This is a genomic window from Klebsiella sp. 141251 (genome assembly GCF_050600725.1).
GTDB classification, from domain to species: domain Bacteria; phylum Pseudomonadota; class Gammaproteobacteria; order Enterobacterales; family Enterobacteriaceae; genus Klebsiella; species Klebsiella aerogenes.
In genome coordinates, this window is record NZ_JAQIRG010000001.1 from 263,574 (window position 1) to 277,244 (window position 13,671).

Annotated in this window: 10 protein-coding genes and 1 other annotated feature; of the genes, 8 read left to right on the top strand and 2 right to left on the bottom strand. The window is 57.2% G+C overall.

All coding sequences use genetic code 11. The annotated features are described in order from the left end of the window. Positions 1–13: 13 nt before the first annotated feature. From dnaX to PGR09_RS01305, 7 genes are all read left to right on the top strand, one after another. Entirely contained in the window at positions 14–1,924 is a 1,911-nt protein-coding gene (gene dnaX, locus PGR09_RS01275; protein ID WP_045393520.1) for a DNA polymerase III subunit gamma/tau, read from the top strand. Continuing rightward, positions 1,257–1,321, top strand: a sequence feature (DnaX frameshifting element). It overlaps the preceding gene by 65 nt. Positions 1,925–1,980: 56 nt before the next feature. Then, positions 1,981–2,313 (top strand): YbaB/EbfC family nucleoid-associated protein, encoded by a 333-nt coding sequence (locus PGR09_RS01280; protein WP_008805448.1) that lies wholly within the window; start codon positions 1,981–1,983, stop codon positions 2,311–2,313. Beyond that, on the top strand, positions 2,313–2,918 hold the full coding sequence (gene recR, locus PGR09_RS01285) for a recombination mediator RecR (protein WP_015367906.1): 606 nt from the start codon (positions 2,313–2,315) through the stop codon (positions 2,916–2,918). The genes PGR09_RS01280 and recR overlap by 1 nt, the downstream gene beginning before the upstream one ends. A 114-nt stretch (positions 2,919–3,032) precedes the next feature. Next, entirely contained in the window at positions 3,033–4,907 is a 1,875-nt protein-coding gene (gene htpG / locus PGR09_RS01290) for a molecular chaperone HtpG (protein WP_045393519.1), read from the top strand. A 385-nt stretch (positions 4,908–5,292) separates the two neighbouring features. Further along, positions 5,293–5,937 (top strand): adenylate kinase, encoded by a 645-nt coding sequence (adk, locus tag PGR09_RS01295; protein WP_015367904.1) that lies wholly within the window; start codon positions 5,293–5,295, stop codon positions 5,935–5,937. A 128-nt stretch (positions 5,938–6,065) separates the two neighbouring features. Then, entirely contained in the window at positions 6,066–7,028 is a 963-nt protein-coding gene (gene hemH, locus PGR09_RS01300) for a ferrochelatase (RefSeq protein ID WP_047049499.1), read from the top strand. A gap of 63 nt (positions 7,029–7,091) precedes the next feature. Further along, positions 7,092–8,396, top strand: coding sequence for an inosine/guanosine kinase (locus tag PGR09_RS01305; protein ID WP_015367902.1), 1,305 nt, complete (start codon positions 7,092–7,094; stop codon positions 8,394–8,396). Between the two features lie 39 nt (positions 8,397–8,435). On the opposite strand, the gene ybaL is transcribed toward PGR09_RS01305, so the two are convergent. Continuing rightward, entirely contained in the window at positions 8,436–10,112 is a 1,677-nt protein-coding gene (gene ybaL, locus PGR09_RS01310) for a YbaL family putative K(+) efflux transporter (protein ID WP_015367901.1), read from the bottom strand. 235 nt (positions 10,113–10,347) lie between these two features. Beyond that, the gene (locus PGR09_RS01315; protein WP_430915734.1) at positions 10,348–11,568 is read right to left on the bottom strand and encodes an MFS transporter; all 1,221 of its coding nucleotides are present in this window, start codon (positions 11,566–11,568) and stop codon (positions 10,348–10,350) included. Positions 11,569–11,937: 369 nt separating this feature from the next. Between PGR09_RS01315 and ushA the strand changes: the two genes are divergently transcribed. Next, on the top strand, positions 11,938–13,590 hold the full coding sequence (ushA, locus tag PGR09_RS01320; RefSeq protein ID WP_045393510.1) for a bifunctional UDP-sugar hydrolase/5'-nucleotidase UshA: 1,653 nt from the start codon (positions 11,938–11,940) through the stop codon (positions 13,588–13,590). Positions 13,591–13,671: the final 81 nt, after the last annotated feature.

The window sequence follows — 13,671 nt, forward strand, 5'->3', positions numbered from 1 at the left end:
TCAGAGCCAGCCCATGAGTTATCAGGTCTTAGCCCGTAAATGGCGCCCACAAACCTTTGCTGACGTCGTCGGCCAGGAACATGTGCTGACCGCACTGGCGAACGGCTTATCGTTAGGGCGCATCCATCACGCATATCTCTTCTCCGGCACCCGCGGAGTAGGGAAAACCTCCATCGCCCGGCTGTTGGCGAAGGGGTTAAACTGCGAAAGCGGTATTACCGCGACGCCGTGCGGCGTCTGCGACAACTGTCGCGAAATAGAACAAGGCCGCTTTGTCGATCTGATCGAGATCGATGCCGCCTCGCGCACCAAAGTGGAAGACACCCGCGATCTGCTGGATAACGTTCAGTATGCGCCGGCCCGCGGCCGCTTCAAGGTCTACCTGATCGATGAAGTGCACATGCTGTCGCGCCACAGCTTCAACGCGTTATTAAAAACGCTGGAGGAGCCGCCCGCGCACGTCAAATTCCTGCTGGCGACTACCGATCCGCAAAAGCTGCCGGTGACGATTTTATCCCGCTGCCTGCAGTTCCACCTCAAGGCGCTGGATGTCGAACAGATCCGCCATCAGCTTGAACACATTCTTGGCGAAGAGCAGATCGCGTTTGAGCCGCGCGCGCTGCAGCTGCTGTCGCGCGCCGCGGATGGCAGCCTGCGCGATGCGTTAAGCCTGACCGATCAGGCGATCGCCAGCGGCGATGGTCGCTTAAGCGCACAGTCCGTCAGCGAAATGCTCGGCACCCTCGACGACGATCAGGCGCTATCCTTGATAGAAGCGCTGGTAGCCGCCGACGGCGAGCGCGTGATGGCAGGCGTCAGCGACGCCGCCGCGCGCGGCGTTGAGTGGGAAGCGCTGCTGGTGGAAATGCAAAGTCTGCTGCACCGTATCGCGATGGTCCAGCTCTCGCCATCGGCGCTGGGGGCGGATATGGCCGCCGTCGAGCTACGAATGCGCGAACTGGCGCGTACCGTGCCGCCGGCCGACGTTCAGCTTTACTATCAGACGCTGCTGATTGGCCGTAAAGAGCTGCCTTATGCGCCGGACCGGCGTATGGGTGTTGAGATGACGCTGCTGCGCGCGCTGGCGTTTCATCCTCGCCAGCCGCTGCCGGAGCCGGAAGTGAAGCCCGTTCAGGTTCCAACCTCTGCGCCGGTACAACAAGCGGCACCGCCCGTATCGTCGCCATCAGCGCCGCCGCAGAATCTGCCGCAAAGCACCAGCCAGGTGCTGGCGGCGCGCAGTCGGCTGCAGCGAACCCCGGGAGCGACCACCCCAAAAAAGAGTGAACCGGCAGCCGCATCCCGCGCGCGGCCGGTGAATAACGCTGCGCTGGAACGACTGAGTTCGATTACCGAGCGCGTACAGGCTCGTCCGGCGGCGGCCGCGCTTGAGCAGGCCCCGGCGAAGAAAGAAGCCTACCGCTGGAAATCGACGGCGCCGGTTGAAGAAACCTTAGTCGAGGTCGCCACGCCGAAAGCGCTGAAAAAGGCGCTGGAGCATGAAAAAACGCCAGAACTGGCGGCGAAACTGGCGGTTGAAGCGGTCGAGCGCGATAGCTGGGCGGCGGAAGTGAGCCAACTGGCGGTACCGAAATTGGTTGAGCAGGTCGCGCTGAACGCGTGGAAGGAGCAGGACGGCAATCGCATTTGCCTGCATCTGCGCCCCAGTCAGCGGCATCTTAATTCCGCCGGCGCACAGCAGAAACTGGCTGAAGCGCTGGGCGTGTTGTACGGCGCGCCGGTTGAATTGACCATCGTTGAAGACGATAATTTGGCGATGCGCACGCCGCTGGAGTGGCGGCAGGCAATTTATGAAGAGAAGCTCGCGCAGGCGCGCGAGGCGATTATTGCGGATAACAACATCCAGACCCTGCGGAGATTCTTCGATGCCGATCTGGATGAAGAGAGTATCCGACCCATTTGATCGCCAGTCGGACTGGCGATCGGTACCTTAACGATGACTTACTGAGAGAGAAGCCTATGTTTGGTGGAAAAGGCGGCCTGGGTAACCTTATGAAACAGGCCCAGCAGATGCAAGACAAAATGCAGAAAATGCAGGAAGAGATCGCGCAGCTGGAAGTGACCGGTGAGTCCGGCGCGGGTCTGGTAAAAGTGACCATCAACGGCGCGCACAACTGCCGTCGCGTGGAAATCGACCCAAGCCTGCTGGAAGACGACAAAGAGATGCTGGAAGATCTGGTGGCTGCCGCGTTCAATGATGCCGCGCGCCGCATTGAAGAGACCCAGAAAGAGAAAATGGCCTCCGTTTCTGCCGGCATGCAGCTGCCGCCAGGCTTCAAGATGCCGTTCTGATGCAAACCAGCCCGCTGTTAACTCAGCTTATGGAAGCGTTGCGCTGTCTGCCGGGCGTTGGCCCGAAGTCGGCGCAGCGCATGGCGTTTACGCTACTGCAGCGCGATCGCAGCGGCGGTATGCGTCTGGCGCAGGCGCTGACGCGCGCGATGTCGGAAATCGGCCACTGCGCCGATTGCCGCACCTTCACCGAGCAGGAGGTGTGCAATATTTGCAGCAATCCGCGTCGTCAGGAAAACGGTCAGATCTGCGTGGTGGAGAGTCCGGCGGACATTTACGCCATTGAGCAGACCGGGCAGTATTCCGGCCGCTACTTCGTGCTGATGGGCCACCTGTCGCCGCTTGACGGTATCGGGCCGGATGACATCGGGCTCGATCGCCTCGAACAGCGTCTTGAAGCGGAGTCGATAAGCGAGCTGATCCTCGCCACCAACCCAACCGTTGAAGGCGAGGCGACGGCCAACTACATCGCTGAGCTCTGCGCGCAGTATGGCGTTGACGCCAGCCGCATCGCCCACGGCGTACCGGTTGGCGGGGAGCTGGAAATGGTCGACGGCACCACGCTGTCGCACTCTCTCGCAGGCCGCCACAAGATTATTTTCTGAACAAATGGAGGCTGCGTTCGCTGCCTCCGCTTGAAAAATCCCACCTCTATCCCCATCTCCTCCCCAACACGTTATTTCCATTAATAATAAATGGCATTGTTGAGGTCGACTTACATGAAAGGACAAGAAACCCGTGGTTTCCAGTCAGAAGTGAAACAGCTTCTGCACCTGATGATCCATTCTCTTTATTCCAACAAAGAAATCTTCCTGCGCGAGCTCATTTCTAACGCCTCGGATGCGGCGGATAAGCTGCGTTTCCGCGCGCTGTCCCAGCCGGATCTGTATGAAGGCGACGGCGAGCTGCGCGTACGCGTATCGTTTGATAAAGACAACCGCACGCTGACTATCGCCGATAACGGTATTGGTATGAACCGCGATGAGGTTATTGACCATCTCGGCACCATCGCCAAATCCGGCACCAAGGCGTTCCTCGAATCGATGGGCTCCGATCAGGCGAAAGACAGCCAGCTGATCGGCCAGTTCGGCGTCGGCTTCTATTCGGCCTTTATCGTTGCCGACAAAGTCACCGTGCGCACCCGCGCCGCGGGCGACAAGCCGGAGAACGGCGTGTTCTGGGAATCCGCTGGCGAAGGCGAATATACCGTTGCCGATATCACCAAAGCCGATCGCGGAACTGAAATTACGCTGCATCTGCGTGAAGGCGAAGACGACTTCCTCAACGACTGGCGCGTGCGCTCGATCATCAGCAAATATTCTGATCATATCGCGCTGCCGGTTGAGATTGAAAAACGCGAAGAAGTGGACGGCGAAACCGTTATTTCGTGGGAGAAAATCAACAAGGCGCAGGCGCTGTGGACCCGCAGCAAGTCTGAAGTCAGCGATGACGAATACAAAGAATTCTATAAGCATATTGCCCATGATTTCAGCGATCCGCTGACCTGGAGCCACAACCGCGTCGAAGGTAAGCAGGAGTATACCAGCCTGCTGTATATTCCGTCGCAGGCGCCATGGGATATGTGGAACCGCGATCATAAGCACGGCCTGAAGCTGTACGTGCAGCGCGTCTTCATCATGGATGACGCCGAGCAGTTTATGCCGAACTACCTGCGTTTCGTGCGCGGCCTGATAGACTCCAACGACCTGCCGCTGAACGTGTCGCGTGAAATCCTGCAGGATAGCAACGTCACCCGCAACCTGCGTACCGCGCTGACCAAACGCGTGCTGCAGATGCTGGAAAAGCTGGCGAAAGACGACGCCGAAAAATATCAGACCTTCTGGAAACAGTTCGGCCTGGTGCTGAAAGAAGGCCCGGCGGAAGATGCCTCCAACCAGCAAGCCATTGCTAAGCTGCTGCGCTTCGCCACTACTCATACCGATTCTTCCGCGCAGACCGTGTCGCTGGAAGAGTACGTCTCGCGCATGAAAGAAGGGCAGGAGAAGATCTACTACATCACCGCCGACAGCTATGCGGCGGCGAAGAGCAGCCCGCATCTCGAGCTGCTGCGTAAGAAAGGTATCGAAGTTCTGCTGCTGTCCGATCGCATTGACGAGTGGATGATGAGCTACCTGACCGAGTTCGACGGTAAAGCGTTCCAGTCGGTCGCTAAAGCCGACGAGTCGCTGGAGAAACTGGCGGACGAAGTTGATGAATCCGCCAAAGAAGCTGAAAAAGCGCTGGAGCCGTTCGTTGAGCGCGTGAAAGGCCTACTGGGCGAGCGCGTGAAAGAGGTGCGTCTAACGCATCGTCTGACCGACACTCCGGCGATTGTCACCACCGATGCCGACGAAATGAGCACCCAGATGGCGAAGCTGTTCGCCGCTGCCGGTCAGGCGGCGCCGGAAGTGAAATACATCTTCGAGCTGAACCCGGCGCATCCACTGGTCAAACGCGCCGCCGATACCCAGGACGACGCGCAGTTTGGCGAGTGGGTTGAGCTGCTGCTGGATCAGGCGCTGCTGGCGGAACGCGGCACGCTGGAGGATCCTAACCAGTTCATCCGTCGTATGAACCAGCTGCTGGCGTCCTAAGCTTTACCCTCACCCTAACCCTCTCCCTAAAGGGAGAGGGGACTGCTCGCAGCTGGGGGCCTTTTCTCCCTCTCCCTAAAAGAGAGAGAGGACTGCTCGCAGCTGGGGGCCTTTTCTCCCTCTCCCTAAAGAGAGAGGGGACTGCTCGCAGCTGGGGGGCTTTTCTCCCTCTCCCTAAAGAGAGAGGGGACTGCTTGCCGCAGGGGGCCTTTTCTCCCTCTCCCTGCGGGAGAGGGCCGGGGTGAGGGCCTTAATCTTCCCCAACCGTAAAATATCTCACCATTAACCGTTTCAGCCGCACCGCCTTCCTTGAGCCATGGCCGTTCTGGTGGTATGGTTTAGCGTTTTTTGAAAAATTGAAACGACATTTGAGGGGATTTTCGTAATGCGTATTATTCTGCTTGGCGCTCCGGGCGCGGGTAAAGGAACTCAGGCTCAGTTCATCATGGAGAAATACGGTATTCCGCAAATCTCCACCGGCGACATGCTGCGCGCCGCGGTAAAATCCGGCTCCGAGCTCGGTAAACAAGCGAAAGACATTATGGATGCCGGCAAACTGGTGACCGATGAGCTGGTTATCGCGCTGGTGAAAGAGCGTATCGCCCAGGAAGATTGCCGTAACGGTTTCCTGCTGGACGGCTTCCCGCGCACTATCCCGCAGGCTGACGCTATGAAAGAAGCCGGCATCGCCGTTGACTACGTTCTGGAGTTCGCGGTACCGGACGAACTGATCGTCGATCGTATCGTGGGCCGCCGCGTACACGCCGCTTCCGGCCGCGTCTATCACATCAAATTCAACCCGCCGAAGGTTGAAGGTAAAGACGACGTGACCGGCGAAGAGCTGACCACCCGTAAAGACGATCAGGAAGAAACCGTACGCAAGCGTCTGGTGGAATACCATCAGATGACTGCGCCGCTGATCGGCTACTATCAGAAAGAAGCGCAGGCGGGTAACACCCAGTACGCGAAAGTCGACGGCACTAAAGCGGTGGCTGACGTGCGCGCCGATCTGGAAAAAATCCTCGGCTAATTAAGCCCTTTCTCATCCTGCTGCGGCAGGATGAGAACACCTCTCATTTCTACCTTTTGCTATGATTGGTTCCGTTTAACGCCATTTACGCTACAATTGTCAGCGATTCAAATGGTTAAGAGGCGGTAATGCATCAGACGAAAACAGGTATTTTGCTAGCCAATTTAGGCACTCCCGATGCGCCCACGCCCGATGCGGTGAAGCGCTATCTGCGACAATTTCTTAGCGACAAACGGGTAGTGGATACGCCTCGTCTGCTGTGGTGGCCGCTGCTGCGCGGCATCATACTGCCGATTCGCGCTCCCCGCGTGGCGAAGCTCTATCAGTCCGTATGGATGGCGGAAGGCTCGCCGTTGATGGTGTATAGCCGTCAGCAGCAGCAGGCGCTGGCGGCCAGATTACCGGATGTCCCGGTGGCCCTGGGGATGAGCTACGGCACGCCGTCACTGGCAAGCGCTGTCGATGAGCTACTGGCCCAGGATGTTGACCATATCGTGGTATTGCCGCTGTATCCGCAATATTCGTGTTCTACCGTGGCGGCGGTATGGGATGAGCTGGCGCGGATCCTCGCGAAAAAGCGCGCTATTCCGGGCGTTTCGTTTATCCGCGACTATGCCGATAACGCTGACTATATCCACGCCCTGGCGGCCAGCGTGCGCGCTTCGTTCGCCGTTCACGGCGAACCGGATGTGCTGCTGCTCTCCTATCACGGTATTCCGCAACGCTACGCCCATGAGGGCGATGATTACCCGCAGCGCTGCCGGGTAACCACTCGCGAGCTGGTCTCAGTGCTCGGGCTGCCGCCGGAGCGGGTGATGATGACCTTCCAGTCGCGCTTTGGCCGCGAACCCTGGTTGACGCCATACACCGACGAAACGCTAAAAATGCTTGGCGAAAAGGGCACACAGCACGTTCAGGTTATCTGTCCGGGCTTCTCCGCTGACTGTCTGGAAACGCTGGAAGAAATCGCGGTGCAGAACCGGGAAATTTTCCTTGAGGCTGGCGGTAAGCAATATGAGTATATTCCGGCGCTTAATGCCGATCCGGCGCATATTGAAATGATGGTGAACCTGACCGCGTCGTATCGCTGATCGCGCGCGTAGCGGGGAATATGCTACTATTCCCCGCTTGTTCCCTGTCATTAAATCGCCACTATGAAATTTCCCGGTAAACGCAAATCTAAACACTATTTCCCCGTTAGCGCTCGCGATCCGCTGCTGCAACAAATTCAGCCAGAAAATGAGTCCAACGTCTCCTGGGTGGTTGGCATCGACCAGACGTTGGTGGATATCGAAGCGAAAGTGGATGAGGCGTTTATCGTACGCTACGGTCTGAGCGCCGGTCATTCGCTGGTGATTGAAGATGATGTCGCCGAAGCGCTGTATCAGGAACTGGTACGCGACGGTCTGATCACCCATCAATTTGCCGGCGGCACCATTGGCAATACCATGCACAACTACTCGGTACTGGCTGACGACCGCTCGGTGCTGCTCGGCGTGATGTGCAGCAATATTGAGATCGGCGGCTACGCTTATCGCTACCTGTGCAATACCTCCAGCCGTACCGATCTCAACTACCTGCAGGGCGTCGATGGCGCTATTGGCCGCTGTTTTACGCTGATTAGCGATAGCGGCGAACGTACCTTTGCCATCAGTCCTGGCCACATGAACAAACTGCGTCCGGAAAGCATTCCGGAAGAGGTGATCGCCGGCGCTTCCGCGCTGGTGCTGACCTCCTACCTGGTGCGCTGTAAGCCGGGCGAGCCGATGCCGGACGCGACGATGAAAGCCATTGAGTATGCCAAAAAGCATGACGTGCCGGTGGTGCTGACGCTGGGCACGAAATACGTGATTGCCGACAACCCGCAATGGTGGCAGCAGTTCCTCAAGGAACACGTTTCGATTCTGGCGATGAATGAAGAGGAAGCGGAAGCGCTGACCGGTATCGCCGACCCGCTCACCGCGGCGGATAAAGCGCTGGACTGGGTCGACCTGGTGCTGTGCACCGCAGGTCCGGCGGGCCTGTATATGGCGAGCTTCACCGAAGAGGAAGCGAAGCGTAAAACGCAGCATCCGCTCCTGCCGGGGGCGATTGCCGAGTTCAACCAGTATGAATTCAGCCGTGCGATGCGCCATCAGGATTGCGTTAATCCGCTGCGTATCTATTCGCACATCGCGCCTTATATGGGCGGCCCGGAGAAGATCATGAACACCAATGGCGCAGGGGACGGCGCGCTGGCGGCGTTGTTGCATGATATCACCGCCAATAACTACCATCGTAATAACGTGCCGAACTCCAGCAAACATAAGTGCAAATGGCTGACCTACTCATCGCTGGCGCAGGTGTGCAAATACGCCAACCGCGTCAGCTATCAGGTGCTGAATCAGCATTCACCGCGTTTAACCCGCGGCCTGCCGGAGCGGGAAGATAGCCTGGAAGAGGCCTACTGGGACCGTTAATCCCGCGATAAGAGTACGCCCCGCGAGCGGGGCGTCGTATCAACCGGTAACAATCTCGCCAGCTGGCGGCGTTTCCAGCAGACGTAACATCGCCCGCGCGATTTCGCGTTCCCCCATCACCACCTGATTGGCTCCGCGTTCGGTAATATAATCGACCTCATCGTCGTAATGGGCGCGGGCGATAATCTCAATGTTCGGGCATTTTTCCCGCGCCGAGGCGACAATTTCACCGGCTTCATAGCCGTTAGGAATGGTCAGCAGCAGCCAGCGGGCGCAGTCGAGATGCGCCAGATTCATGATTTCTTCGTTGGCGGCATTGCCCAACACGGCGCTGATACCGCGTTCGCGTAGCTCATCCACGCGGGTGCGGGAGGTTTCAATTACTACCAGCGGGATCCCCTGGGCCATCAGTTTCTCGCCAAGCAGGCTGCCGACGCGGCCAAAGCCGACCAGCAGCGCATGGTTGCAGATATCCACAGGCACCTGTTTTTCGTCTTCCAGCACCTCTTCCAGCGTCTGTTCGTCGAGGGTTTCGGTTTTATCGAGATATTTTTCCAGCAGGGTAAACAGCACCGGGTTGAGCATAATCGAAATTATCGCCCCGGCCAGCACCAGGTTCTGCCCGGCCTGCGGCAGCAGATCCAGCGCCATGCCGAGACCGGCAAGGATAAAGGCGAATTCCCCGATTTGCGCCAGGCTGGCGGCGATGGTCAGGGCGGTACGCGGCGAGTGGCCGAACATACGTACCAGGAAGAAGGCGGCGGCGGATTTACCAAAAATGATAATCGCCAGCGTTGCCAGCACCGCCAGCGGCTGTTCGACCAGAATCATCGGGTCAAACAGCATCCCGACGGAGACGAAGAATAGCACCGCGAAAGCGTCGCGTAGCGGCAGCGTATCGTGAGCGGCGCGGTGGCTGAGTTCGGATTCGTTAAGCACCATCCCGGCGAAGAATGCGCCGAGGGCGAAGGAGACGTCGAACAGCTCAACGGCGCCGAAGGCGATGCCGAGCGCCAGCGCCAGCACCGACAGGGTAAACAGTTCGCGGGAGCCGGTTGCCGCGCTGCGCGACATGATCCACGGCACCAGACGGCGTCCCACCAGCATCATAATGGCGATAAAGGCGACCACTTTACCGATGGTAATGCCCATGTCGAGCGCCAACGACGCCAGCCCGACATCGCCTTTTTCGACCATCCCGGCGATAGCGGGCAGCAGCACCAGCGTCAGTACCATCACTAAATCTTCAACGATCAGCCAGCCGATGGCGATTTGCCCACGCTGGCTATCAATAAGCTGCCGTTCCTCCAGCGCGCGCAGCAGCACCACGGTACTGGCGGTGGAAAGACACAGGCCAAAGACGATGCCGGTCATCAGCGACCAGCCGAGCAGGGAAGAGAGCGCCATCCCGAGCAGCGTCGCCACGGCTATCTGGGCGATGGCGCCGGGAATGGCTATCGACTTTACCGCCATGAGATCTTTCAGCGAAAAGTGCAGCCCGACGCCAAACATCAGCAAGATGACGCCGAGTTCGGCCAGTTCAGGCGCAAGTTTAGTATCAGCAACAAAACCAGGAGTAAATGGACCGGCCAGCACGCCCGCTAATAAATATCCTACCAGTGGTGAAATACGTAGCTTATTGGCAATCATGCCGAGGATAAAGGCGAGCACAAGGCCGCCGACAATGGTGGTGATTAGCGGTGTTGCGTGATGCATTCCGTCTCCTTGCGTGTGGTGAGCCGATCCATTTTCGCTACTTAAAGCAAAAAACCGATTAATAGTTTATGACACTTTTGCTCGTTTTGTTTATGAATAATTATTGAAATTTGCGAAAAATTGGAATTACGGCAGAAAAAAGCACAGACAGGAAAATGGCGGCAGGTCATGGTGAGGTAATGCTGATGGGATAAGGGATTGCGGCGGCCAAACTTTCACTTTGGCCGCCAGATACTCAGGCTTTTTGATGGTTATTAGGCAGGAATATCGTCAGAATGCCGAGAAGCGGCAGGAAAGCACAGATTTTATAGACCAGATCGATGCTGGTATGGTCGGCTAACAACCCCAACACCGCGGCGCCAAGGCCGCCCATGCCAAACGCGAATCCGAAGAACAGGCCGGAAACCATACCGATTCTCCCCGGCAACAGCTCCTGGGCATAGACCAGAATAGCGGAAAAGGCTGATGCGAGGATAAAACCAATTATCACCGTCAGGATCCCGGTCCATTCGAGCGATGCGTACGGTAAAATGAGGGTAAATGGCGCCACGCCGAGAATAGAGCCCCAAATTACATATTTACGACCAATTTTATCGCCAACAGGCCCGCCAATCACCGTTCCTGCGGCCACCGCGAACAGGAAAGCGAACAAGTGAAGCTGGGCGTTTTGCACCGATAATCCGAACTTGTGCATCAGATAAAAGGTGTAATAGCTGCTAATACTCGCCATGTAGAAGTATTTGGAGAAAATCAGCATTAACAGGATGCAGACGGCCAGGATAACCTTGTTACGCGGCAGAGGATTAACGATAACCGGCTTCGGCTTGCCTTTATTCATCCGATGTTGCGCGGCGTACCAGCGGCTGATTTGCGACAGCACGACGATCGCCAGCAGCGCGGCCAGCACGAACCAGGCGACGTTGCCTTTGCCGTAGGGGGCGATAATCACCGCCGCCAGCAGCGGCCCCAGCGAGCTGCCGAAGTTGCCGCCAACCTGGAATAGCGATTGCGCCAGACCGTGACGGCCGCCGGAGGCCATCCGCGCCACGCGCGAGGATTCCGGATGGAAGACCGAAGAGCCGGTGCCGACAAGCGCGGCGGCCAGCAGCACCACGCCGAAGCTACCGGCCAGCGCTAACAGAATTAAGCCGCAGAGGGTGAAACACATCCCTACCGGTAATGACCACGGCATCGAGCGTTTATCGGTGATGTAACCAATCACCGGCTGGAATAGCGATGACGTCAGCTGGAAGGTGAGGGTGATCATGCCGATCTGCACGAAGGTTAACGAGAACTCCGCCTGCAGTAGCGGATAAATCGCCAGGATGAGCGATTGGATCATATCGTTTAGCAGATGGGAGAGGCTGATTGCCCCCAGGATGCCAAATGAGGTGCGCGCTTTTTGCGGCGGCGCGCCGGTACCGGGTAAGGATTGAGCGGATTGGTTGGTTGTCATAGGTTCACTTCAGCGAGTTCTATTTGTTGTAGAGAATGCAGGTTGATACCCTAAATAATTCGAGTTGCAAGAAGGCGGCGACACAGAGAATCCCCAGGAGCTTACTCTAGTAAGTGACTGGGGTGAGCGAGGACAAATTCGTCAGGAACGAATTTGAACGCAGTTCACTGCGCCCGTAAGGGCAAGGCCCAGGGATGGGCCGAGTTATTGCCAACGCACATGCAACTTGAAGTATGACGGGTAGAATTATTATCAGACTAACATACCTGTCCCTAAGGTTTGAAGGAAGTCGCAATTCTGAAAACATATTTGTCAAAGCGGCTGACTCGCTATACTTTCGGCACTTGTTATTAAGTCAGGGAGTGAAACATGCATTATTTAAAACGCGGCGTGGCGCTGGCGTTATTCGCCGCCTTATCGCTGGGAAGCCTGTCAGCGCAGGCCTATGAGCAGGACAAAACCTATAAAATCACCATCCTGCACACCAACGACCACCACGGTCATTTCTGGCGCAACGACTACGGCGAATATGGCCTTGCGGCGCAGAAGACGCTGGTGGACGGTATCCGCAAAGAGGTGGCGGCCGAAGGCGGTAGCGTCCTGCTGCTGTCCGGCGGCGATATCAATACCGGGGTGCCGGAATCCGATTTACAGGATGCTGAACCCGATTTTCGCGGCATGAACCTGATTGGCTACGATGCCATGGCGGTGGGCAACCATGAGTTTGATAACCCGCTCAGCGTGCTGCGCCAGCAGGAGAAGTGGTCGAAGTTCCCGTTCCTGTCGGCCAATATCTATCAGAAAAGCACCGGCGAGCGCCTGTTTAAACCCTGGGCGCTGTTTAAGCGCGGCGGACTGAACATTGCGGTGATTGGCTTAACGACCGACGATACGGCGAAAATCGGCAACCCGGAATATTTCACCGATATCGAATTCCGTAATCCGGCGGCGGAAGCCAAGCTGGTGATTCAGGAACTGCAGCAAAATGAAAAGCCGGACGTGATTCTGGCGACCACCCACATGGGCCACTATGACAACGGTAATCACGGCTCTAACGCGCCGGGAGACGTTGAAATGGCGCGGAGTTTACCAGCGGGATCGCTGGCGATGATCGTCGGCGGCCATTCGCAGGATCCGGTCTGCATGGCGTCGGAGAATAAAAAGCAGGTCGATTATGTCCCCGGTACCCCGTGCGCGCCGGATCGCCAGAATGGCATCTGGATCGTGCAGGCGCACGAGTGGGGGAAATATGTCGGCCGCGCCGATTTTGAATTCCGCAACGGTGAGATGAAGCTGGTGCACTATCAGCTGATCCCGGTCAACCTGAAGAAGAAAGTCACCTGGGATAACGGTCAGAGCGAGCGCGTGTTGTATACGCCGCAAATTGCCGAAAACCCGCAGATGCTCTCGCTGTTAACGCCATTCCAGAATAAAGGCAAGGCGCAGTTACAGGTGAAAATAGGTAGCGTCAACGGCCATCTTGAAGGCGATCGCAGCAAAGTCCGCTTCGTACAAACCAATATGGGGCGCCTGCTGCTGGCGGCGCAGATGGCGCGCAGCAATGCTGATTTCGCGGTGATGAGCGGCGGCGGTATTCGCGACTCCATCGAAGCGGGCGATATTACCTATAAAGACGTGATGAAAGTGCAGCCGTTCGGCAACGTGCTGACTTACGTCGATATGAGCGGTAAAGAGGTGATTGAGTACCTGACCGCCGTCGCGCAGATGAAGCCGGATTCCGGCGCTTATCCGCAGTTCGCCAACGTTAGTTTCGTTGCCAAAGATGGCAAGCTTAACGATCTGAAAATTAAAGGCGAACCGGTGGATCCGGCGAAAACTTACCGTATGGCGACGCTGAGCTTTAACGCCACCGGCGGCGACGGCTACCCGCACATCGATAATAAACCGGGATACGTAAATACCGGCTTTATCGATGCCGAGGTGCTGAAAGAGTACATCGAGAAGAACTCGCCTCTGGATGCGGCAGCCTACGAGCCGAAAGGCGAGGTCAGCTGGCAGTAAGCCTGGGCTTCAGGTTGGCTATTCATACCGTGGCTACCCGTTGGGTAGCCCGGATAAGGCGCGTGCGCCGCTATCCGGGAT

Coding starts and splice junctions, on each gene's coding strand:
- ushA (WP_045393510.1), top strand. CDS start 11,938: ATGCATTATTTAAAACGCGGCGTGGCGCTGGCGTTATTCGCCGCCTTA.
- PGR09_RS01305 (WP_015367902.1), top strand. CDS start 7,092: ATGAAATTTCCCGGTAAACGCAAATCTAAACACTATTTCCCCGTTAGC.
- adk (WP_015367904.1), top strand. CDS start 5,293: ATGCGTATTATTCTGCTTGGCGCTCCGGGCGCGGGTAAAGGAACTCAG.
- hemH (WP_047049499.1), top strand. CDS start 6,066: ATGCATCAGACGAAAACAGGTATTTTGCTAGCCAATTTAGGCACTCCC.
- htpG (WP_045393519.1), top strand. CDS start 3,033: ATGAAAGGACAAGAAACCCGTGGTTTCCAGTCAGAAGTGAAACAGCTT.
- recR (WP_015367906.1), top strand. CDS start 2,313: ATGCAAACCAGCCCGCTGTTAACTCAGCTTATGGAAGCGTTGCGCTGT.
- PGR09_RS01315 (WP_430915734.1), bottom strand. CDS start 11,568: ATGACAACCAACCAATCCGCTCAATCCTTACCCGGTACCGGCGCGCCG.
- PGR09_RS01280 (WP_008805448.1), top strand. CDS start 1,981: ATGTTTGGTGGAAAAGGCGGCCTGGGTAACCTTATGAAACAGGCCCAG.
- dnaX (WP_045393520.1), top strand. CDS start 14: ATGAGTTATCAGGTCTTAGCCCGTAAATGGCGCCCACAAACCTTTGCT.
- ybaL (WP_015367901.1), bottom strand. CDS start 10,112: ATGCATCACGCAACACCGCTAATCACCACCATTGTCGGCGGCCTTGTG.